Source organism: Ensifer adhaerens (assembly GCF_020035535.1).
Lineage (GTDB): Bacteria > Pseudomonadota > Alphaproteobacteria > Rhizobiales > Rhizobiaceae > Ensifer.
Genome location: NZ_CP083351.1, coordinates 697,299 through 719,578, shown reverse-complemented (window position 1 = coordinate 719,578; position 22,280 = coordinate 697,299). Strand labels below are relative to the sequence as shown.

Genomic DNA, 22,280 nt, shown 5'->3' with positions numbered 1-22,280 from the left:
GTCAGCGTGGATCAGACTTCACGCGCATCGCGCAGCACCATGGCCGCTTCTGTGCGGTTGCCGACGTCCAGCTTCGTCATGATCTGCGTCATGTGATGCTTTACGGTCTTTTCCTGCAGGTCCAGTTCGATGGCGACATGCTTGTTGCTCATGCCGGCTGCCACAAGTTCCAGAACCTCCCTTTCGCGTGGCGTTAGGCTGGCGACCATGCCGGATTTTCCGCTTGGCGCCGGTGTCCGGCTGGACAAAAGCTTGGCCGACAAGGTCGGGGCCACATAGCGCTCTCCCGAAGCCACGGTGCGAATAACGTCGGCAAGCGTTCTCGCGCCGACGCCCTTCAGCACGTAGCCGGTAGCACCGCGATCCAGTGCGGTTGTGACGTCGTCACCGTCTTCGGAAACGGTGAGCATGATGATCTTTTGCGATGGGGCGATTTCCAACACTGCCGGAATGGCCTCCAGGCCGCCACCGGGCATGGAGATATCCATGAGCATGACGTCCGGTGCGACGTTCTTCGCGATCTGGGTGGCATCGTCCTTGGAGCTGCCCTCGGCGACAATTTCAAAGCCCTCGATCTCCGACAGGCTGCGGGTCACGCCTTCCCGAAACAACGGATGATCGTCGACGACAGCAACGCGAATGGACACCATGATTGCCATATCTCCTTAACGCCACGCACGCCATTTCCCTCGGATCGGGCCGAAGGTTCGTGCGGTGCGTACAATTGTAGCAAGGCCATGCCGCCCTCACCAAGGTCGAAACTCGGCGAAAATTTGATTGGACCTTCGATGCACCGTCCTGGGACCTAAGTCCCAAGCGGGGAGGCAATGGTCTGGGGCCGATGGCGCCTCGTCCGGGGCGCAGATATCGTCCTTGCATCAGTGATCGTTCACTCCCGCCAGGAGAGAACAGTGAACAAGCAATTGGAATGAACAAGGAGATTCTCATGGCTGCGACAAAACTAATCGCGCAAAGCATCATGGCACTGACGCTGGCAATCGCGCCCGCGGCTGTTGGTAGCTTGGGGCTGAACAGTTCCGCTTATGCCAAGGGTGGCAATGGTGGCGGCAACGGTGGCGGCCACGGTAGTGACCATGGTGGTGGTCACGGCAGCGATCGCGGCGGCAGTTCCAGCCACGGCAATTCCCGCGGCGGCAAGGAGACCAAGGACAACAAGTCCGGCGAGAAGTCGCATCAGAAATCCCATACGTCGAACGGCAAGGAAAAGACCTCCAAGCCGGCGAAGGCGGAGAAGGTCGTCACATCAGCTCCGGTGGTGGATCCGGTCGTGGAACCCGAACCGCTGCGTGCTGCACCGGGCTTGCGTTCACTCAACCGGAACTACCACGCCTATCTCAATTCGAGCGACCCGAAGATGGCCGGGATTTCGGCCTACGCGATCGCCTATGCCGAGTTTGAAGCTGAAAACGGCGTGGACGCCATTCCCACCGATCCGGCATTGAGCGACGAAGCGTTGCGCGAGGCGCTCGCCGGCTTCACCAAGGACGGTGTTGTGAGCGACGATATGGTCGATGACGCCAAGGAGATACTCGGTGTTGGCCCTGCGGTCGGCAAGATCGACGAAATCCGCGAAACGCTGCCGCCGGTGGACGAAACGGATCCGGACGCGGAAGTAGCTGAATAATCAATCGGGCCGGTTCCGTCGAATGTTGTCGGGCCGGCCAGCACACCGGAGCGCACAAGCGCATCGCAGTGGCTGACGCCGGCCGGCAACAAGCGGCGTTCCACCTTCACCCTTGCTAGGACCTCAACGGTAGTGAGCAGGAGGATGATCGTCAGGCTCTAAACGGGCCCCACTCCCTGGCCTAAACAACATTGCTGTTTGAACCTGCGGCTGCGTCTCTGTGGCGTACACGAACTGTCACTCAAAGAGCAGTTGCCCTCCAGGGCGCCCGCGACCGCTCGGCCGGTGTGGCAGGCCAGCCGCTACCTGGGACCAAATGATTAGAAACCGACCTCTAGGTCGACCAGGCTATACCGATTTCGGGCGATGACATTAATTCAAGGTTCGTCTGTTATTGAAGACGATCCCCCCGTAGTCGTCAGGGACAATCTGCCGGTCGTCGATGTTTTGCGCGAGGAACGCCGCGAGCGCTAAAAGGAGAGCCTTTGCACTATTTTGGTCCAAGCGCAACTCAATGTTGTGACCCGTGAGTGCAGTCAATCCAAGTGACCCGATAAGCGGCTTTCGAGAGACAATATTGACATCGAAGCTTTGAAACTGCGCGGTTATTGGCGTGCGATCGTCATCCATTTCTATCCCCCCGCTGGTCAAACAGTGCTGCAATAGAACGCCCAAAGGTCCGCGGGCCGCCTGGCATCGCTCCTCTTCTGGTCATTCGTAATATAATTCACCTGATCGTCCGACAGAAGCTGTGGCTCAGGCCCCGCCGTCCATGAGACGGCCCGCCCGGAAGCGTTCGCCGCGGCGTCCGCACGCAGCCACCTTCTTGTCCGCTTCGCAAAGCCATAAGCCTTCGTGGGTAGGTCCTAAGGGTAGCTTGAAGGAACATTAAAATTAGATCTTTCTAAAGGACGCCGCCGCTATCGCTCACCCCAAATACCATTTGGGTACGCTCTCCGCTAACTGAGAGGATGGCTGACGACCTATCTGAAGGAGGGGAGGGACCTCTCGCGAACAAGTGTCAAGGCATTTTCAGCGATGGGAGCCAACAAGAGCGCCAGAGCAATATCTATTTCAATGCAACAATTTGACTGGCTTCAAAAACCCGTGGGCACGGGCCGCCTTTGCGTGCCCCGCGTCGAAGGTCCGCCAACGCGCGCCTGCTCAAAAGTAAGGCGCGCAGCTGGAGAACAAGGCACCAACGAATATTGAAGCCATTTGATCAGGGAGAGGAACGATGACCATTACGTTCAAGCTTAACGGCTCCATGACACTCGATGAAAGCGCTTCCCCGCAAAATGGGACCGCGACGCCTCTGGTCCCTGGTGATGCCGACGACAATGATGTTGTACTTGCTCGACTGCAAAGCCAGGTTTCATCCTTCTACGCCAGGCTTTTTGGAACAGGGACAGGCCAGCTCGGTCTTTCAACGACCTTCGCTTCGGCTGGGCGAATTGCAGAAAGCCCTTCCAACTTCATAGAGATCAGTGCGACGGCAAACGTCACCAATCTGGCATTTACTGACGGTGACGGTGACGCCCTGAACGGCGTCGACAGTGGTCTGGACGTCACGTCAGACAATGCCAATGTCCTGCTTTATACCGATCCGACCAATGACAACATCGTACTCGGCCGTGCCAGCACCGACGGACGTATCGTCTTTGCGGCCTACATTCAGGAAGTTTTCAACGGCAGCGGCGTCCTTATCGGCGCCAAGATCTGGATGGTAACCTTCGAGGCCATGGAACATGGCAACACGTCCGATCACGACGATGCGACTTCGATCCTCGCCGATACCCTGTTTGTCTCCGCCTCCGAAGAGCTATCTTTCGATCTGAACACGCTTGCCTCCGGTCAGAACAACTGGAATGCCTTCGGTGACCAATCAAGCCAGATCATCGTGATTTCCGACCAGGCAAACCAAACCGTCAACACCAGCAAGGGCGGTGGCAGCACCACCATCGGAAACACCAATCAACTGCTGGATGGCGTCGATCCATCGAAAGACGCAAACGGCGAGGCCATGGTCTTCACCTTCGTGAAGGATTCTCCTTCACTGCTCACTCTCGACAAGGGCAACACCAGCGCGATCACCTATGATAGCCTTCTGTCCGCCCGGTCGGCGGAGTGGCAGATCTCGCAAACCCAAGGCGGCTCGCCTTTTGCGCAGGCCTCCATCGTGGCCTATACGACTGCCAAGGAAACAGGCAGCGCTTTTGTCCCTGGGCTTCAGAATGATACGATCGTTGCGATCCAGTCGGTCGTGATCAAGGATGGCGCCGGAAACATCCTTCTGACGGCAATAGATAATGATCTCAACACGACCACTGCGGAGACCGACACCGTTTCACGGACGATCGGCAAGGGTGGAAATCAGCAGACCTTCAATCTGAGCGTAACCTTCAACGGCGACGGAACCGTCACCATCGTCGGTTTACGTGCGAAGGACTTCATTTCCTACGAGACTGTATCTGACCACAACCGGGTGAAAGTCCAGAACTCCGGTCCGGACGCGACCAGTCTCGACTGGGATATAGGCGCCTTCAAACTCCTCGAGGTTGCAAGCTCGCATCTTGATATCGGACCGGGCCTCCACATCGAAGATTCCGGACCGACTGCAACGGGCACCATCGCGGTGCAACTCGATGACGAGACAGAAACCGGCGGTATCGCGGGTGGAACCGGCGATGTTGCGCCGGATACGGCTAACACCTCTGGCACAGTCGGTTTCGTCTTCGGCACTGATGGTGCTGGATCTGTCGCCTGGCTCGATACGGGAGCGCCAGCGGGCTTCACCTATGAAAAGTCCGGCGACAACCTACTGATCAAGCAGGGTCTCAACACCGTCGTCACGTTGACCATGAATACAGCGACTGGCGCCTATACGGTCACCCAAGAGAGGGCGATCTCCCATCTGTCGCTTGATGGACAAAGCGGAGATGACGAAGAGAACGATGTCAGCTTCACCGTGACCTACAAAGTCACCGACGGTGATGGTGATACAGCGACCAACACGATCACCATTAATGCCGACGACGATACACCGACGGCGACAGGTGCGATCAGCGTGCAGCTCGATGACGAGACCGAGACGGGCGGTATTGCCGGTGGCCCCGGCGACATTACGCCCGACACAGCCAACACATCGGGCACGCTTGGCTTTGCCTTCGGTGCCGATGGTGCCGGATCAGTTGCTTGGCTCACATCTGGAGCTCCGGGCGGCTTCACCTACGAAAAATCCGGCGACAACCTGCTGATCAAGCAAGGTAGCAATACTGTCATTACCTTGACTATGAACACCGCCACCGGCGCCTATACGGTCACCCAGGAAAGGGCAATCGCGCACGCGTCATTGGATGGAGCAAACGGAGACGACACGGAAAATGACGCCAGCTTTACCGTGACCTACCAAATCAGCGATGCTGACGGCGACAAGACCACCAACACCATCACCATCAATGCCAATGACGACACGCCGACGGCTACAGGTGCGATCAGCGTGCAGCTGGATGACGAGACCGAGACCGGTGGCAGTGCCGGAGGCACCGGCGACGTCGATCCGAATACAGCCAACACGTCCGGCACGGTCGGCTTTGCCTTCGGTGCTGACGGCGCCGGCTCGATCGAATGGTCGATCTTGGGCGCGCCGAGCGGCTTCACTTACGTGAAGTCCGGCGACAACCTGCTGATCAAGCAAGGTCTCAATACCGTCATCACGTTGACCATGAACACCGCCACCGGCGCTTACACGGTGACGCAGGAAAGGGCAATCGTGCACCCGACGCTGGATGGTGTGAGCGGAGACGATACGGAGAATGACCTTAGCTTCACTGTGACCTACCAGGTCAGCGATGGCGACGGCGACAAGACCAGCAACACCATCACGATCAATGCCGACGACGACACGCCGACGGCGACAGGCACTATCACGGTGCAGCTCGATGATGATACGGAAACTGGCGGCAATGCCGGTGGCACAGGCGATGTCACGCCGGATACGGCCAATACTTCAGGCACGGTCGGCTTTGCCTTCGGTGCCGATGGAGCGGGGTCGGTCGAGTGGCTCACGATTGGACAGCCCAGCGGCTTTACCTATGTGAAGGATGGCAACAACCTGTTGATCAAACAGGGCAGCACGACGGTCATCACGCTGACGATGAACACCGCGACCGGTGCCTATACGGTGACCCAGGACGCCGCGATCATGCATCCGTCGCTCGATGGCCAGACCGGAGATAATACCGAAAACGACGTCAGCTTCACCGTGACTTACCAGGTCAACGATAGCGATGGCGACAAGACCACGAACATGATCACCATCAATGCCGATGACGACACGCCGACCATTGCCGTCAACGACATAACCGATTTCTTCAATACCAGCGTCAAAAGCAGCACCTGGTCCGATCTGCCTGGTGCTGACGGCCTTAAGTCGCTCAATTTGACACTAAACAGCTACACGATCGATGCGCATGCAGCTGTCACAGCCAACACTTCACTTGGCACATTAACTGCTCCGGACGGGAACGGAAACTTCGTGTTCACCGGTTCCATCACGGACGACTTCACCAATGATGGCGTCGTCAACAACCAAACAGTCAACTATACACTTACCTTCCATCCGAGCACGGACACTTATGACTTCCAGATAACGGCCATTCCATCATCGACGTCCACGCTTTCAACTGCGGGCGGATCCCTCGATGCCGGCGGGCCCGATCCGGTTCGCACCCTTACGGTTGCGGCAAAGGACATCGTCTTCTCCGCAGTCAAGGCCACAACCGATCCCGACCTTATCAAGGGTTTCCTGAACGCAAGTGAAGCAAGCATCCAGGCTGGAGCCAGTTATCTCAGCCCGGCACAGATGAACGTCAGCACCGCCGGGATAGGGCTTGGCAACAACAACTTCGACGGAAACGCAAATGCCGGCGTCGACGGTGCGACAACCCAGGGAGGGGCATTCGATGAGAGTTTCGTCGTCGATCCGCACTTCCTCTTCAGCGGCATGAAAATCTACATCGACAACTCGGTTGGCGGATACAACACCGCGACCGAGGGGATCTTCTACCGCGTCTATTATAGCGATGGCACCGTCGGTAATATCAGCGCGAAAGTTACCACCTTGACGCCAGAGGCGGGCGGCCAGGTCAGTTTCTTCGTCGGCAGCACCAGCGGTCCCAACAATATCGATGCCATTCAACTCTTCATGGGAAGCGGGACCGTCAAGATCCCGGTGATCGAGTTCAGCATAACCGAGCAGCATCCAGCGCAACCGCTGGACCTGGATTTCACGGCGACACTGTTCGACAATGACAACGACAGCCATCAGGACACATTCTCGGTCGACCTCGATGCCGTTGTGTGACCAGACGGGCCCGTCCTTACGAGGACGGGCCCGCAGTTGTTTGAGTACGGTCTGGGGGAAAAACGGGAATGGATGCTCAGCCGCGGGATACCTGCCTTACGGATGTGACACAGGCGATCAGGCGTCAGTTGCCAATGCTGATCGTCCTAAGCGGTCTTCTTAATCTGCTTCTGCTCGTCACCAGCATCTACATGCTGCAAGTCTATGACCGGGTGCTGTCGAGCGGGTCACTGGACACGCTGCTCTGGCTGACTGTCATCGCCGTCTTTTCGGTCGCCATCTACGGTGCGCTTGAGCAGGCAAGGCGAATGATCCTTGGTCGGGCCGCCGGCTGGCTCGATAGCGAACTGAGCGCACCTATGTTGAGACAGGCCATGGAGATACGGCTTGCAGGGGAAGAGGGCCGCGCCGGCACGCGGGAGGTGGGCGATCTCAGAAACTTCTACGCGGGCGATGCCATTGTTGCCTTTCTCGATACACCATGGAGTCTCATCTTTCTCGTCTTCATCTGGATCTTGCATCCGGCACTCGGTCTGGTCGCGACGCTTGGTGCTTTAACGTTGCTCGGCCTTACCTTTGCCAACGATGCGCTTACACGCACAAGACAAAAGCAGGCAGGGGCGCTTACCAAGACGCACCAGGAAAATGCGATGCGCTTTGTTGATGCAGGCGAAACAATAAGACCCCTAGGAATGACGCAAGCGATCCTGGAACGTTGGCGCAGCCGCCAGGTCGAAGTGGTGGCGGAACAGCAGCTATTGGCTGACAGGACAACAACCATTCTGTCGATCTCACGCAGCCTGAGGCTCCTGTTGCAGATCGCGATCCTCGCGGTCGGCGCCTATTTCGTAGTACACGGGGAAATGACTGCAGGCGCCATGGTTGCCGGCTCGATTGTCATGGGCCGCGCGCTCGCTCCTATCGAGCGCTCGACGAGCGCCTGGCGATCCTTCGTCGCGGCAAGGACGGCGCAGGCGAACCTCAAGGAACTCTTCGCCCGAAACGCAAATGACAGCGCTCAGCGCGTCTCGCTCCCGCGCCCAGAGGGAAGGCTCTCATTTGAAGGTGTGTATTACGTCCCCCCAGGCGTCCAGCACCCGATCTTAAGCGCTGTAAACGTCACAATCTTCCCTGGAGAGACATGCGCCATCATCGGCCCATCGGGGGCCGGTAAGTCGACACTCGCTCGATTGGCCGTTGGAGCCTGGAAACCAGCCAAGGGCCATGTACGACTTGACGGAGCGGACGTCTTTGCCTGGGATCCGGCAGAGCTTGGTAGGTATACCGGGTACCTGCCGCAGCAAGTCGAGCTTCTGCCTGGCACCGTTGCGCAGAACATTGCGCGCTTCCGGGAAGTCGACAGCCAAGCCGTTATCCGTGCGGCCAAACTTGCGGGCGTCCATGAGCTTATCCTCGCACTTCCCAATGGTTATGAAACTGAGATAACGCTCCATTCGCGGCGCATCTCACTCGGTCAGCGGCAGCGACTGGGTCTTGCTCGCGCACTTTACGGCGACCCCGCCGTTCTGGTGCTGGACGAGCCAAACTCCAACATGGACGAAGCAGGCGATCGCGCGCTCATTGCTGCACTTGTCAAACTGAAGCACGCAAGGACGACCGTGCTGATTATTACCCATCATCTGTCGATGTTGCCCTATGCCGATAAGGTTCTGGCACTCAACGGCGGCACTGTAGCGGCATTCGGACCACGTGACGAGGTAATGCGACCGGTGAGAGCGCCCCTGCCACCGGTTAGAGCCGTTCAGGCTGCCCCTTCCCAGGAAGGCCCCACGCCCGGTCGGGCAAGCACCCTTTCAGTAGCGGAGTGAAAGCCATGGACGCCTCTGTTGCCGGCATCACTTGGGACGAATTCAGGCCGCAGTTCTGGCTCGATGCAGCGAAGGCCGGCCATGGCAAGCTAATTGCCGTCACAGGCAGCTTCTTGACGCAGGCCGGCATCGAACTGAATGAAACGACCATTCTCCTTCTGATCTGGAGCACGATCGCCGTCGCGTCGTTCGGGCTGTTTCGCTTCTACCAATCGATCGCTTCGCATCAATCGGAACCTCCCGCCAGGACGCTCGCAAATCTCACACGCTCGCCCCGACGATTGGGCATCGCTGCCATGTCATTGTTCGCGATCGTGTTCGTGGGCTGGTCGCTGGCCGCACCCCTTGCGACTGCAGCGCTAGCCCCGGGGATCGTGAGCCCTGACGGATATCGCAAGACCGTCCAGCACCTCGAGGGGGGCATTGTTCGGTCGATCCATATCCGTGAGGGCGACGTGGTCAAGGCTGGGGATCCATTGATCACCCTTGATGACACCAAGGCTAAGGCACTCAACTCAGAGGTTCGCGAGCGACTTCTGCACGTTCTGGCGACCGAAGCGCGCCTCGAAGCAGAGCGGACCGGTAGTGCTGAGATCAGCTTTCCTCATTTTCTCGTCGATAACGCCTCCGGCGATCTCGAACGACTGATGGAGGGGCAACGGCAGTTGCTTCTTAGCCGGCGCGCAGCACACCAAGGACGAACACAGATCCTCGATGCACGCATCCGCCAGCTGCAGGAGCAAAACGGAGGATTGCAGGAGGTCATTGCCGCTGAGGTTGAACAAATCGGGCTGATCGACGAGGAAATATCGGCAGCACAGGTCCTCGTCGAAAAGCACCTGGAGCGTAAACCTCGGATCCTGGCATTGAAGCGGGAGCGAGCAAACATCGCGGCTGCGAAGGCGAGCAACCGTGCCAAGATTGCGGAGAATGCACAGGCGGTTGGGGAGGCCAAACTTCAGCTGCTGACGATCGTCGAAGAGCGTCAGGAGAAAATAAGCGGCGAGCTCGCGGAGACCCGAAGGTTGAAGGCGGAATTGAGCGGCCAATTGCCCTCGCGGGAGGACATTTTGAAGCGCACAGTCATTCGCGCTCCGCTCGCTGGCATCGTCATGAACCTGCAGGCGAGATCAGAAAGCGGCGTGATCGAACCCGGGCAACCCTTGCTGGACATCGTTCCAAGCAACAGCGGCGTGGTTATTGATGCCAAGGTCCGCCCGATCGACATTGAGCGGATCACACCTGGCATGCGCGCTCGCGTCATTTTAACTGCATACAAGCAACGCAGTCTTCCTCTCATCCACGGCAAATTGCGATCGATATCAGCAGATGCCATGACAGATGAACGTACGGGAGTGACCTATTTTCTGGCGAAAGTGGAAGTCGATCAGCATGATCTTGCCAACCTTCGGGATGTGCAGGTGCTTCCTGGAATGCCCGCCGAAGTCATGTTGATGGACGGAGAACAAAGCCTGGCGGCCTATCTCCTTGCCCCGATCCTCGACAGCAGCCGCCGCGGCCTTCTGGAGAACTGAGCGGGATGTAACAGCTGGTGGAGACAAGTAAAAAGGCCCGGCCTTGAAAAGGCCGGGCCAACAGCGGGAGATTACATCCGGTAACGCGCGCGCTCCCGGTCGATTTCATCCACGGTGTAGGGGGCGGCATTCTCATCGAAACGCGACCACCCTTCCTCGGTATAGGCGTTGCGGCGACCCGAAAGATCGACACGGTTACGCTGCTGCAGGATCTGCTCAGCTTTTAGCACGAGGCTGTCGTCGACCCTGGCTGTCACGAGCGTGCCGCCGCGACGAACGCCTTCGGCATATACTTGCGCGTCGTCTTCGTCGACGCCGGAGTCTGTCAGACTGCCGATGATGCCGCCCGCCGCTCCGCCGGCCACAGCGCCGGCCGCCGCGCCAGCGGCGGTGGAGGCGAGCCACCCAGCGGCAACAACGGGGCCAACGCCCGGGATAGCCATCAGGCCCAAGCCGGTCAGCAACCCGACCACGCCACCGCCGGCGGCGCCAAGGCCAGCACCGGTGCCAGCACCTTCTGCGGCATCAGAACGATCTGTCGAATACCAGTCGCCGCTATTGTTGGCGACGATGCTGATGTCATCGGATGGAACGCCGGCGGCTTCAAGATCCCTTACCGCGTCGCGCGCTTCGGCATAATCATCGAAAAGACCTGTCACGGTTCTCATTTTACTCTCCTGTGCTCACGCGTCGCTGTTACTTCGCGGTGACATTGCCCTGATAATCCAGAGCAACGGCGACGGACTTGCCGCCCTTCTTTGCAGTTGCCTGCCACACGCCCTTGTCGTCGAGCTTCAACCCGGTGACGTCGGTATATCCGGCCGCCTCGATGCGTTCCTTGGCCTGGGTTTCGGTGAAGCTGTTGGCACCTTCCACCGGAGCAGTCGGGTTCTTCGTATCGGGCGTTGCGACCGCGGGCGTGTCTCCATTTGGTGATGGTGTCGTTTGGGCATACGTTGTCGTAGCCACAACGCACATAAGCGCCGCAGCAAAAATGCTGATATTTTTCATATCGTTACCTCTTCACAGATCGGGTTTGATCCCGGGTTGTTAAACCTGCAGAAAGCAATTTGGTTCCAAATTTGATTGCCCGAAGCGGTTCAAAAAACACGCACTCGTAAATCCTCACAAAACGGGACACCTCCAGCAGGAAAAGTGGCCCCGAAACAGGCGAGACGGGGCCAATAGTGTCCAGCACAAAAGGCCCCCGAAGATGGAGCAAACAGGAGCCAAGCCATTAATCCGCGTTAGACGAGGATCAGCAGCGCTTACAAACAACGCCGAACTGGATATGTTCCCAACTTTCCTGATCAACGCTCAATGCGCTGAGCAACGGCCCGTAGAATTGCTGGACGGCGAGCAAAAGAAAGATGATGGGCGCAACGCTTTTCCAGTCGAAAAAATGGCTCCGACGGAAGCGACGGAGCCAATGTCGAGTGTGCTCAACGGGCTACGGTGGAGAAAGGCGAAGTCCGTAGCCCAGCGTCAAAACGTGCGAGGAAAAAATTGGTTCCCTATCCGAGAGCTAAGGCGATTGCTGCCAAAGTCATCCCAACCCGGCCCCTGGCCCCAAGATGAACCAAGCGCTTGAGCCTCCGCAAGCGGAAGCTCAAGCGCTGCGCGCATTCTGAAAAATTGAGGAGTTGCGCGACAATATACCGGCACAATAATCATCTCATACTTGTGTTAATCCGGAGCGCAATCACAGATATTTTTGCAAATGCAGCTACCTCCTGCAACGCATTTATCATCAAATTGGCTAATCACTTTGAGTGAGGCATTTTTTTCACGGGCTGACGGGCAGGCTAAGCCTAGGTGCTCATCCGACCAATCCAGGACAAGTCAGGCAGTCGGTTGCCACGTGGAACGCTCAAACGGATCACAAGGCCGTCGGAATGCCATAGGCGGATGATTTCGCCGCCGAACTGCTTTTCGATCGTCAGCTTGCCGAGTTTGGTTCCGAAGCCCTCAGTGCTGGCAGGTACTACAGAGGGTCCGCCGCGTTCAGTCCATATCAACTCGAGAACGTCTCCTCGATTGAGACACTCCAGATCGAGATCGCCACTGGGTGACGACAAGGCCCCGTATTTAACCGCATTTGTTGCAAACTCATGTAGTAGGAGTGCGAAGCCGGTCACGGCAGCGCGTGAGACGCTGACGTCATCACCGCGTACGACTATGCCTCTGACCATTCACGGCAATGCCATCATAAAACCACAGGAGCGTCACCAGCAAGGCTTGGATACTGGCTACTCCCTCTCCGCCCTCATTGGAATGAGATGCCGGCAATGTCAGCGCATGTGCTTTCGACAGCGAGGCCAATCTTGCCCTGACAGCCGTACACAATTCTTCGGGGGTTGCCGCTGATCTCGCGCTCAGCGATACGACGCTGCTTGCAACTGAAAACAGGTTCTTGACCCTGCCGTCGCCCCTTAAGGGTGCGCACGACCGTGTCACTGCCAAGTCGGCGACCACCGCGCCAGAGGGTCACAAGCTCCTCAACGAAGATCGGGGAGGTCTCCGGCAAGAAGACTTCGGATAGCGAGCGTAGCAACTCGTCTTTCGCCGATGCCTCAAACAGCTCCACGGTGAAGCGATTGACGTCAATGATACGCACACGGGCGATAGCCTCGCGCACTTGATCGGGATTGGCGTTGAGGAAGGCGCGCAGGTCGTCTACGCCGCTGCTGCGCCAGCCGTCCAACAAATCGGCGACGGCAGAAAAATCCTGTTCCCAGACGGCAACCCCTGCATATTCGAAGATCTCGCGAAACCCGACCTGGTCATCGTCCTTGAGATGATTGGCCACGCCTGGATCGCCGATACCGACCTGCATGTTGCCTGCCCCACGAACTCAAGTGATAAACGCGCTCCTGTGGCCAGTCGCCGCGATAACTGCTCTTCGGCCGCGCGCTTCAAAAATTACCCAGGACCGTCCGAAAATCAATGAACAAGACTGCCACCACGACCGGATCGGCCTATGAGACGAGCAACTTCGCCATTTCGGCGAGTTGCAAGGGGTCAAACGGTTTCATAAGGATCCGCGTATCGCCAAAGCCCGCAGGAAGAGCTTCACGACCGTAACCGGTCACGAAGACGAAGGGGATATTCTTATCGGTCAAGGCCGCCGCAACTTCATCAACGGTCCGACCGCGCAAATTGGCGTCGAGGAGGGCGCCGTCGAAGTCATTTTCATCAATAATGCGCAAGGCGTCGTCAACACTCGAAGCCCACCCGACAACCTCGGCCCTTTGCTCTTCCAGGATGGAAGAAATCTCGACTGCGATGAGGGCTTCATCCTCGATGACGACAAATCTCTTGCCCTTCAGTCCTGTCGCGCTCCGAGATGCTAGAGAGCGAGTAGCATCCGCCGGAGCCACAGCGTCGCCTTTCACATCGTTCACTTCAAGAGGCATAGTGATCTCCCAGCGTAGCCCACCCATGGTCGTCGAGCTGCTCGCGGCGCCTCCAGCGCCCCTCGCCACTTGCTCAACCAACTTTGTTCCAAATCCGCCATTTCCCACTAGTCCGACTGCGGGCCCGCCCTCCTCTTCCCACACCAGACGCAACGATGCTTCGCTGACACCCCAGCCGATGGAGACGTGCCCGGCGGGCGTCGAAAGCGCGCCGTGCTTTACCGCATTGGTGCCAAGCTCATGCAAGATCATCGCCATATGCGTCGACGTTTGAGCATCGAACCTGACGGGTGGTCCGGCAGACGAAATCCGGCCGCTATCCACGATGCCTGGCAAAAGCTGGTCCCGAATAATGTCATCGAGATCGGCACCTTTCCAACCTGTTCGGGTCAAAAGCGAGTGCATCCGCGACATCGACTGTAGGCGGGCCGTGAACCTCTCGACAAAGGCCCTTGGGTTCGGAGCTGTGCGCAACGTCTGCTGAGCAAGCGCCTGAACTGAAGCCAGCATATTCTTGACGCGGTGGCTCAGCTCACTCAAGAGCAGCTCTTTTGTTTCTTCTGCCTGTTTGCGGCCCGTGATGTCGCGGGCCGCGCCAAACCATTCGGTGACTTCCTCGCGAGCGTTGAGCATCGGTATGACACGCGAATGAGCCCATCCGAGGCTTTTGTCGGCGCGAACAACCCGATGTTCAAGTTCAAAGGGCGCTTTCCCTCGAATGGCATCCTTCACCGCTGCGAGCACCAATGTCTGATCGCAAGGCGGGATGTATTTTTCGAGCCAGTGTTCATCAGGGGTATGCGTGTCAGCGATGAAGTCCTTGCCTTCGAGATAGTGCATTTCGCGCCAATCGGAGCCCATCTGATAGATCGCGTCGGAACTGGCGTTTACGAAGGCGCGAAACCGTTCGTCGCTTTCGATAGCGAGCGATCTTCAGATGCGCTTCGACCGCGCCATGAGTTCGCGTGCGCTGAAGGGTTTAATCATGTAGTCGTCTGCGCCAAGCGCCATTCCCTCGATGCGGTCTTCCTCAGCCGCGCGCGCCGACAAGAGGATAACTGGCACCGTGCTTGTTTGCGGATCGGCCCGAAGGGTCGTGAGCAGCTGGAGGCCATCCATGCCGGGGATCATCACATTGCTTAAAACCAGATCGGGCTTTTCGGAAGCGACCAGGGACAGGGCCGCGAGGCCGTCACCAGCCATCATGAGGTTGTAGTGAGCGCCAAGCAAACGGCGCAAATAGTCGCGCATGTCCGCATTGTCATCGACAACCAGGATCAGTTCGCGGTCTGGGCTTTGTCTGGCCTCGACATGTGGGGCATCCTCGAGCTCGGGCAGTTTTCGGCCTCGTAGGTGTCAGGAAGCCATCTCAGTGCCTCTTCGATGAAAGGAGAAACACTGACCTCGCTTGCCTTGACGTTCTCGACATGGGCGGACTGAGCGACGCTCAAGTGAACATCGCCCCGTGGGATCGACACCCGAAACGTCGTGCCTCTGCCAAGTTGGCTTTCCACGGAAACGGCGCCTCCGAGGAGTTTTACGAGTTCCTGTACGAAGGCCAGACCTATTCCAGACCCTTCGTGTGTACGCCCCTCGGCACCCTCGACCCGGTGGAAACGCTCGAATATCCGTGGCAATTCCTCAGGAGAAATTCCGATCCCAGTATCGCTGACCGTAAGGATTAAACTGTCGCCCTCAGGCAGAAGCTTGACATCGACCCCGCCCTTAAGGGTGAATTTGAAGGCGTTGGACAGCAAATTGAGAACGATCTTTTCCCACATCTGACGATCGACATAGGCAATATCACAGGTCGAGGGAACATCAACCGTGAGGTTGAGCCCAGCTTTTTCCATGGCCGAGCGAAATGCGCTGGCCAGGTCTGCTGTGGCAATCGCAAGGTCGTCGGCACGAAGTTGGCCTGCAGCCGCCCTGCTTCGATGCGGGAGAACTCAAGCAGCGTGTTGACGAGTTTCAACAGACGAAGCGAATTGCGATGAGCAACAAGGAGGCTCTCGCGGTTCTCCCCGCTTTGACCGCCTCGTGTGAGAAGGTCGTCGATATGCCCGAGCATTAAGGTCAGCGGCGTGCGAAACTCATGGCTGACATTGGAGAAAAACACGGTCTTGGCCCGATCAATTTCCGCCAATGCTTCGCCACGTTTGCGCTCTTCCTCATAGGACTGGGCATTGGCGATCGCACTGGAGACTTGCGTTCTTATGAGTTCAAGGAAGTCGTAATAGCGCGCATCGAGCTTGAGGCGTAGGTTGATGCCGACCACAAGGATGCGGAAAATGGCAACACAACGGCTGTCGCTTGATCAGTCGGGATGTCTTCGCCCTTCAGTGCAAACCGCGAAGGCAAATCGTCAACGGTGACGATGTCAGCGTTCAGGTGAAAAGCCCAACCATTTGGAAGGTCGTCCCGTCCGATCGCAACAGTTTGAGCACTGAGGACATGACTTGGGGAAACTCCCGCAGTCCCCGCCAACCGGGCGTGCTTGCGATCCTCATCGAGAAGATAAAAAAGCGCGAACGGCACGTCTTTCGCATGCGTCGTCAGAGTTTTAGCCGCAATCGAGCACGCTGCGACGCGGTCCCGTGCCTCCCCCGTACGTGCTGCCAGATCGCGAAGGACCACCATTCGGCGCTCTCCGACAACTTTTTCGGTAATTTCGGTGACGGTCGCCAGGACACCGCCAATCCAAATTGATGGCCGCTTCGTCGGGGACCGGACTATAGGCGATGGTGAAATGGGTCTCTTCCAGAAACCCATTCCTGTTGATCTCCAATTCGATGTCGTCATCCCAGGTCGCCGGTCCGCCAGAAAATGGCTTATCGATGAGTGGTTTCAAGATATGCCAGATTTCGCTCCAGCATTCACTGACCGGCTTGCCGAGCGCCCAAGGATGCTTTTCGCCAAGCACGGGTCGATAGGCGTCATTATAAATCGATACGTAGTCCGGTCCCCACCACAAAAGCATCGGAAAGCGGTTCGCGACCAACAGGCGGATTATAGCCTGAAGGGTTGGAGACCAGGTTTCCCTGGCGCCGAGCAGAGTCTCGGACCAATCATGCTGATCGATCGAGAGCTCCATCTCGCCAGCACGGGTCGGCCATTCCGTTTCTTGCACTCCTTTATCTGACGTGTTTTGAGCGTCTGACATGTTGCTTGCGGGTCCCCGATAGACGAACGCTCGATCGCTTTTTAAACGCTCAAGTCTAACAACGGTTCCCTTTGGCGCGCGTTGGAGCTGCAAGCGAAATGGAACCATTTTTAAGGTCATGAGTTGGACGCTCCCGCAAGATCCGGAAAATGGCAGGAGATGCGGTGTCCAATGCCGGAGGGCATCTCATGACATGTCCCGCAACACTCACATCCCTTCTCCTGCTTGTCGCTCTGTCCGTCACCGCATGCGTCTCGGCGCAAAAAGCAACGATCGCGAATGGCGAAGGATACGGCCCGCACCCGAAACTGCCGATGCCACGCCCCACCCTGATCCCGACGGTCAATGTTGCGGAGGCAAAGAGATGGCCGAACGGCACGATGCCGAAAGCGGCCAAAGGTCTGCGGGTCAACATCTTTGCAAGCGGGCTCGACCATCCACGTTGGCTTTACGTCCTTCCAAATGGCGACGTTCTCGTTGCGGAAACGAACGCCCCTGCCAAGCACGATGATGGCTTTAGCCTGCGCAAGTTCTTCATGACGCAGGCTATGAAACGCGCGGGTGCCGCGACACAGAGCGCCAATCGGATAACCCTTCTTCGAGACACCGACGGCGATGGGGTCGCCGACATCAGCCGACCGTTCATCGAGGGGTTGAACTCACCTTTCGGAATGTCGTTGTCAAAGGGAACGCTCTATGTTGCCGCGACTGACTCCCTTGTCGCCTTTCCCTATGCAAGCGGCCAGATGCAAGTGACTACCAAACCGCGAAAGATCACAGACCTGCCGGCCGGCGATATCAACCATCATTGGACGAAGGATGTCATCGCAAGCCGGGACGGGAGGAAGCTTTACGTGACAGTCGGCTCGAACAGTAATGTTGGAGAGAATGGCATGCCAGCCGAAAGGGGTCGCGCCTCCGTCCTTCAAGTCGACCCTTCCACCGGAAAAACACGCATCTTTGCCTCGGGACTGCGCAATCCAAACGGACTTTCCTTCGAGCCAGCAAGCGGAGCACTATGGGTCGCCGTCAACGAGCGTGACGAAATCGGCGACGACCTCGTCCCCGACTACATCACGTCGGTGCGCGATGGCGGCTTCTACGGCTGGCCCTATAGCTACTACGGTCAAAACGTAGACACGCGCGCCAAGCCGTCGAGACCAGACCTCGTCGCCAGGGCTTTGAAACCGGACTATGCGCTCGGGTCCCATACAGCATCGTTAGGATTGACCTTTGCCAGGGCTTCGTCCCTGGGATCGACCTATCGTGACGGTGCGTTTGTCGGCCAGCACGGTTCGTGGAACCGTCGCCAGCATAGCGGCTACAAGGTAATATATGTGCCGTTTCGCAACGGAAAACCGGTCGGGCGGCCGAAGGATGTCCTGACGGGTTTCCTCGACCAAGACAACAAGGCGAGGGGGCGCCCCGTCGGCGTCACCTTCGACAGGAGCGGCTCCCTGCTTGTGGCCGACGATGTTGGCAACGTCATTTGGCGGGTAAGCCGAAAATAGAAAGCTGAGGGACGACGTTCCCCCAAAATCGTCGAACGGCTTTGGAACAAACCTTGCGGCGAGCTATTTGGGCCGTAAAGGAAAACGCTGATGAGCCTCGATATCCGCAACGCCACATTTTACGTTTTGGAAAAGGATAATCCCGCGACAAGAGGCGATGCAGTACCTGTTAGTTTCGAAGAGGCATTCGACGCAGCTCAGAAACTAACAGCCCGCGGCTCCGCTGTACATGTTCTTTACACTGAGGACGCCAGCCAAATACAGTTAACGCGCTTTGCTGAAGCGGGGATCAGAACCAGCCTTGCTTCGCAAGGATAGATTGGAACAGCCTGCTGGCCGGCCCCTGATGCTTTAGAGGGAACCCCGTGCTCGGCTCTCCAGGAAGGAGAGCGTCTTAATTACTTCAGATTGAAGTTCGACGCATATTTGCTGATATTCGCTAACAAGTTCCGGCCGCGACGGAACCTCCCGCATAACTGTATCAAGCGTTGTCGATGCGAGTGCGTAGGACTCAAAAAGGTCAAGCATCAAATCGTCCTTCGCAGAGCACAGCGCGCGGCGATGCCGAGGTAGTGCAATTGCCAAACGGGCTCGACCGAGTTGCATTAAACTCATTCCATCCACCTCAATTAACGGGTTTATTGCGGGATCGAAGCTGCATTCGGAAGATGAACGACCATTTTCCGACCGCCGTCGGGAAAAGTGCTGCCAAAAATCAGATAGACAATGATCCCGAGCACTGCGACTAGCATCAACCCGACTGGCAATCCCGTCGAAAATGCCGTGTCCTGCCCTTCATCGCCGTCCCTGCGCCCCATTTCGAAGCTCCCCCTATCCCGCGTGCCTTCACAAAGCACCAAAGCGCTCCGATCCGGATCGCTCTGGTGCTATCGCGTATCCTTGACCAGGGCTGAACCGCCATGGAATTTGCGACGAATTAGAACCTTTGAATATTATTTTGGTTCCGGCAGAATTACGGACCGAGAACAAATATTTTTACTCGCTGCTGGCACCCGGCCTGCGATCTGGACGGTTGCGTTTGCAAGCATATTTAAAAAGGGGAATGACCCGCATGCATTGGGGCCTACGAGCTTACTGATCCGGCAGCCTTGGGGTTAGACCCGAGGGCACCAGGTGCCACATGGAGCTGCCGATTGGCGCCGCGGAAACCGACGCCCCCGCGCCGTCAAAAGATCTATCGAGGAGTCCTGGATATGACGGGAACACCGGATCTCAGCGGAAATGCGATCCTTATCGTCGAAGACGACTACTACGCAGCGATCGACATGGCAGTCGCCCTTCGCCAAGCGGGAGCCGACATTCTAGGACCCTGCCCAACTGAAGCGGCAGCGGTCGAGCTTCTAGCAGAACTGACACCAACTGCCGCTGTCGTGGACGTCAATCTGGGCGGCGGTGGAGCGAAGTTTGAACTCGCGCATCAGTTGCTTAAGCGTGGCGTGCCGTTCGTATTCGTGACCGGTTACGATCCAGGTTCGATCCCTGTTGATTTCGCAAACGTCAAGCTTCTTCAAAAACCAATCCCCTTGCGCGAGATCGCCGAAACAATAGCTGCCCTTTAGCGATACATTTTCGGGCCGTTTCGGTGATCTCCCGCAGCGATTTCCGATCGGTGTCTCCTGCGTTCCACCGGGCGCAAACGATTTTGCCGAACCAGCAGGAACCTTATACTCTCAACCCGTTCTAAACTGGGAAAAGCCCGAGCATTTCTTTCCGCAGCTGCCGGAGGCCCGTCGGCGTTACGAGGCCATTGTTTGGATCCCTGCAGAATGGAGGAACGGCGAAGTCCGGCCGCCGGGTCATCGCACGCTGCCGTGACCAATATCCTTGTCCCTACAGAGAGGTTCCGTTGTTTGCCCGGCAACCCGACGTCGATCGACGGCAAAAAATGGCCCCAAACGCGACAAGGGGCCAAAAGTGTGCATCCGGGGGCTGTAGTTGCCACGGCCGATGCCGACAGCCCGGCTCAAAACCACGCTCGCAGGGGTTCCCTCTAAATCGGCGACTTCACGTCTTCGTCATTATTGTCATGAGATTTCTTTGACGCCCGTCCCCAGTCGCAAAATCAATCTTCAGACCATGCGGATGCGAGAGCTCCAATGGCGCATTCCTCATCGCAACGCCTGTGAGGAAGAGTGTGGCCATCTTCTCGCTAAGCCCCATCGCGCGGATCATCCAACGAACGCAGTCGGCTTCGTCGGCTATAAAGCTTGTTTCCCCCTTAGCCGTCAATTGGGCCCGAATGCGGAACAACATGGCAACCTCCGTCGCTCAATGGGGCTAACGCCGAAGAACGCGGTTGGTTCCGGCAGAGCACCCCCTTGCTAGGGAACCAATCCGGGCTTTGAGAGTTTGATGCGGCCCGAGGCTGACTGGGGCAGTTTAGTAAACGGTTCAGATAGACTGGCCGCTCTTTCGGGGAGAGACGATGCTCAACGATCTGAGAATGCGTCGCGACGGCACACCTTTCGTGTCGACGCAGGAAATTGCCTATATCGTTCTGGCTGGAAAGGTCACGCGGGGGGAGGCCATTGAGGCGATCAGAACCGTCGGACCGGCGCGTGAAACAGTACTGGCATACCTCCGTCAACGCCGAGAGGTCGCGCCATGATCCGACATCGCTTGCGCAAGGGCGTCAAGATCGACCTCGCATTGATCGATCGCCAGATGCAAATGGCGGAAGGAAGTGTTGCACGGGCAAGCCATCAACTCACCATGCAGCGACAGACGATACAAAAGGCGGATCTAAGCGGGAAGAACACCCGCATCGCTCGGATGCTGCTGACTACCTTTGAGAAAAGTTTCGACATACATGCCGCGTCACTCGAACGACTTCGAAGGCTGCGGGTCGAGGCGCAAGCCAAGCGAGGGTCATTTCTGCGCCAACGATGGCTGTAGGCCCGCAATCTAAAGAGAGACCTCTTGTCACAGCAAGCGATGCATCGATCTGCGCTCCTTGTCACCCCTGGGAACCAATGGCGTGATCGGATGTTGGACGTACACCGAAGTCCTGATTGAGGTCTTCTTGGCGATCCTTAATTAGCCCCTTCCTGTTGAATAACACGTTACCGACCGATTGAAGCGGAGGAGACCATGGTTGACGACCCCAAGAAACAAGGCCGGGACAGACAATTCGTGTCCACGCAGGAGCATGAAGTCGCCTACATCATGAAAACTGCGAAAGTGATCCGACAAAAGGCTCTCGAGGCAATTCGCATCGCAAGTCCAGCACGCGACAAGGTGCTGGCGCATTTACGCGGGAAAGAGGGGAGCCCGTGAAACCGAAGTCCGCAACTGAGTGCTGCATGACGAGCCTGGCCTCAATCGAACGCGGACTCGTAATGGCAGATTGCCAAGTTGAGGCCGCAAAACGTCATCTTGTCTTGCAGACGGAGATCGTCCGCGCCCTCGAGGAAGGGGGCCGCGAGGTACGGGTCGCGCGCAATGTCCTGGCGACCTTTGAGGACCTCTACTTCCTTCATGTCAACAATCGAAGAAGACTTCGAGAAATGAAAACCCAGGCCGAGACGATCGTTCTGCATCGCTTGCTCATGGATCACCGGATCCGCCGATTGGAACGTCGAAGCTGGCCTACTCGCTAGCTCGAGGTGACCGACCGCGGCGAGGCTGCCGCGACAGCTGGAGGATCCGCAGGATGGGACCGGAAACCGCTTAGTGGAGCTTGGTCGGGGCCGCCCAGGCTCGCTTTCTGTTCGATCACATCGGTGCAAGCGCATGGGCCGCGAAGAGATATCCAATTTTTATCGAAAATAATTGCGTTGATCAGAAAGAGCCGTT

At 57.5% G+C, this 22,280-nt stretch carries 23 protein-coding genes and 1 pseudogene; 12 read left to right on the top strand and 12 right to left on the bottom strand.

What is annotated here, in order from left to right:
- Positions 1-11 precede the first annotated feature (11 nt).
- Complete coding sequence (locus LAC81_RS38140) at positions 12-653, bottom strand: response regulator (protein WP_223731079.1); 642 nt, start codon at positions 651-653, stop codon at positions 12-14.
- 293 nt (positions 654-946) lie between these two features.
- Between LAC81_RS38140 and LAC81_RS38135 the strand changes: the two genes are divergently transcribed.
- The gene (locus tag LAC81_RS38135; RefSeq protein WP_223730731.1) at positions 947-1,645 is read left to right on the top strand and encodes a hypothetical protein; all 699 of its coding nucleotides are present in this window, start codon (positions 947-949) and stop codon (positions 1,643-1,645) included.
- 372 nt (positions 1,646-2,017) lie between these two features.
- On the opposite strand, the gene LAC81_RS38130 is transcribed toward LAC81_RS38135, so the two are convergent.
- The gene (locus tag LAC81_RS38130; RefSeq protein ID WP_223730730.1) at positions 2,018-2,275 is read right to left on the bottom strand and encodes a hypothetical protein; all 258 of its coding nucleotides are present in this window, start codon (positions 2,273-2,275) and stop codon (positions 2,018-2,020) included.
- Positions 2,276-2,882: 607 nt separating this feature from the next.
- On the opposite strand from LAC81_RS38130, the gene LAC81_RS38125 reads away from it, so the two are divergent.
- From LAC81_RS38125 to LAC81_RS38115, 3 genes are all read left to right on the top strand, one after another.
- Entirely contained in the window at positions 2,883-7,010 is a 4,128-nt protein-coding gene (locus LAC81_RS38125; protein WP_223730729.1) for a beta strand repeat-containing protein, read from the top strand.
- A 68-nt stretch (positions 7,011-7,078) separates the two neighbouring features.
- Positions 7,079-8,839 carry a type I secretion system permease/ATPase gene (locus LAC81_RS38120; RefSeq protein ID WP_223730728.1) on the top strand — a complete coding sequence of 587 codons (1,761 nt, stop codon included), beginning with the start codon at positions 7,079-7,081 and terminating at the stop codon, positions 8,837-8,839.
- 5 nt (positions 8,840-8,844) lie between these two features.
- Positions 8,845-10,374, top strand: a complete 1,530-nt coding sequence (locus tag LAC81_RS38115) for an HlyD family type I secretion periplasmic adaptor subunit (protein ID WP_223730727.1) — start codon at positions 8,845-8,847, stop codon at positions 10,372-10,374.
- 71 nt (positions 10,375-10,445) lie between these two features.
- Here the strand turns inward: LAC81_RS38115 and LAC81_RS38110 are convergent, their stop codons facing one another.
- The 3 genes from LAC81_RS38110 to LAC81_RS38720 all read right to left on the bottom strand — a co-directional run bounded on the left by LAC81_RS38110 (position 10,446) and on the right by LAC81_RS38720 (position 12,831).
- A complete protein-coding gene (locus tag LAC81_RS38110) occupies positions 10,446-11,042 on the bottom strand; it encodes a general stress protein (RefSeq protein WP_223730726.1) in 597 nt (198 codons plus the stop codon).
- Between the two features lie 28 nt (positions 11,043-11,070).
- On the bottom strand, positions 11,071-11,385 hold the full coding sequence (locus tag LAC81_RS38105; protein WP_223730725.1) for a PepSY domain-containing protein: 315 nt from the start codon (positions 11,383-11,385) through the stop codon (positions 11,071-11,073).
- A 1,152-nt stretch (positions 11,386-12,537) separates the two neighbouring features.
- Positions 12,538-12,831, bottom strand: a complete 294-nt coding sequence (locus tag LAC81_RS38720) for an HWE histidine kinase domain-containing protein (RefSeq protein WP_223731078.1) — start codon at positions 12,829-12,831, stop codon at positions 12,538-12,540.
- A 181-nt stretch (positions 12,832-13,012) separates the two neighbouring features.
- Here LAC81_RS38720 and LAC81_RS38715 point away from each other — a divergent pair, with 181 nt between their 5' ends.
- Entirely contained in the window at positions 13,013-13,324 is a 312-nt protein-coding gene (locus tag LAC81_RS38715; RefSeq protein ID WP_223730724.1) for a hypothetical protein, read from the top strand.
- Between the two features lie 28 nt (positions 13,325-13,352).
- On the opposite strand, the gene LAC81_RS38090 is transcribed toward LAC81_RS38715, so the two are convergent.
- The 4 genes and pseudogenes from LAC81_RS38090 to LAC81_RS38710 form a co-directional block, all read right to left on the bottom strand.
- The gene (locus tag LAC81_RS38090) at positions 13,353-14,630 is read right to left on the bottom strand and encodes an HWE histidine kinase domain-containing protein (RefSeq protein ID WP_223730723.1); all 1,278 of its coding nucleotides are present in this window, start codon (positions 14,628-14,630) and stop codon (positions 13,353-13,355) included.
- A 93-nt stretch (positions 14,631-14,723) separates the two neighbouring features.
- Positions 14,724-15,065 (bottom strand): response regulator, encoded by a 342-nt coding sequence (locus LAC81_RS38085; protein ID WP_223731077.1) that lies wholly within the window; start codon positions 15,063-15,065, stop codon positions 14,724-14,726.
- 2 nt (positions 15,066-15,067) lie between these two features.
- The gene (locus LAC81_RS38080; protein ID WP_223730722.1) at positions 15,068-15,643 is read right to left on the bottom strand and encodes a sensor histidine kinase; all 576 of its coding nucleotides are present in this window, start codon (positions 15,641-15,643) and stop codon (positions 15,068-15,070) included.
- A 134-nt stretch (positions 15,644-15,777) separates the two neighbouring features.
- Positions 15,778-15,861 (bottom strand): annotated as a pseudogene (locus LAC81_RS38710) (hypothetical protein); the annotation flags it as partial.
- Between the two features lie 24 nt (positions 15,862-15,885).
- On the opposite strand from LAC81_RS38710, the gene LAC81_RS38070 reads away from it, so the two are divergent.
- Positions 15,886-16,053: a hypothetical protein gene (locus LAC81_RS38070; RefSeq protein ID WP_223731084.1), complete on the top strand. Its 168-nt coding sequence runs from the start codon at positions 15,886-15,888 to the stop codon at positions 16,051-16,053.
- A gap of 300 nt (positions 16,054-16,353) precedes the next feature.
- Here the strand turns inward: LAC81_RS38070 and LAC81_RS38065 are convergent, their stop codons facing one another.
- A complete protein-coding gene (locus tag LAC81_RS38065) occupies positions 16,354-17,073 on the bottom strand; it encodes a hypothetical protein (RefSeq protein WP_223730721.1) in 720 nt (239 codons plus the stop codon).
- 68 nt (positions 17,074-17,141) lie between these two features.
- Here LAC81_RS38065 and LAC81_RS38060 point away from each other — a divergent pair, with 68 nt between their 5' ends.
- The 3 genes from LAC81_RS38060 to LAC81_RS38050 all read left to right on the top strand — a co-directional run bounded on the left by LAC81_RS38060 (position 17,142) and on the right by LAC81_RS38050 (position 20,044).
- A complete protein-coding gene (locus LAC81_RS38060; protein ID WP_223730720.1) occupies positions 17,142-18,464 on the top strand; it encodes a PQQ-dependent sugar dehydrogenase in 1,323 nt (440 codons plus the stop codon).
- Between the two features lie 90 nt (positions 18,465-18,554).
- Positions 18,555-18,782, top strand: a complete 228-nt coding sequence (locus tag LAC81_RS38055; protein ID WP_223730719.1) for a hypothetical protein — start codon at positions 18,555-18,557, stop codon at positions 18,780-18,782.
- An 896-nt stretch (positions 18,783-19,678) separates the two neighbouring features.
- On the top strand, positions 19,679-20,044 hold the full coding sequence (locus LAC81_RS38050) for a hypothetical protein (protein WP_223730718.1): 366 nt from the start codon (positions 19,679-19,681) through the stop codon (positions 20,042-20,044).
- 445 nt (positions 20,045-20,489) lie between these two features.
- Here the strand turns inward: LAC81_RS38050 and LAC81_RS38045 are convergent, their stop codons facing one another.
- Positions 20,490-20,738 carry a hypothetical protein gene (locus LAC81_RS38045; protein WP_223730717.1) on the bottom strand — a complete coding sequence of 83 codons (249 nt, stop codon included), beginning with the start codon at positions 20,736-20,738 and terminating at the stop codon, positions 20,490-20,492.
- Between the two features lie 172 nt (positions 20,739-20,910).
- Between LAC81_RS38045 and LAC81_RS38040 the strand changes: the two genes are divergently transcribed.
- The 3 genes from LAC81_RS38040 (at position 20,911) to LAC81_RS38030 (ending at position 21,761) form a co-directional block, all read left to right on the top strand.
- Positions 20,911-21,093 (top strand): DUF3606 domain-containing protein, encoded by a 183-nt coding sequence (locus LAC81_RS38040; RefSeq protein ID WP_223730716.1) that lies wholly within the window; start codon positions 20,911-20,913, stop codon positions 21,091-21,093.
- Positions 21,090-21,380, top strand: a complete 291-nt coding sequence (locus tag LAC81_RS38035) for a hypothetical protein (RefSeq protein WP_223730715.1) — start codon at positions 21,090-21,092, stop codon at positions 21,378-21,380. Before LAC81_RS38040 ends, LAC81_RS38035 begins: the two co-directional genes overlap by 4 nt.
- A 195-nt stretch (positions 21,381-21,575) precedes the next feature.
- Positions 21,576-21,761: a DUF3606 domain-containing protein gene (locus tag LAC81_RS38030; protein WP_223730714.1), complete on the top strand. Its 186-nt coding sequence runs from the start codon at positions 21,576-21,578 to the stop codon at positions 21,759-21,761.
- Positions 21,762-21,802: 41 nt separating this feature from the next.
- Here LAC81_RS38030 and LAC81_RS38025 read toward each other — a convergent pair whose 3' ends face one another.
- Entirely contained in the window at positions 21,803-22,024 is a 222-nt protein-coding gene (locus LAC81_RS38025; RefSeq protein WP_223730713.1) for a hypothetical protein, read from the bottom strand.
- Positions 22,025-22,280 lie beyond the last annotated feature (256 nt).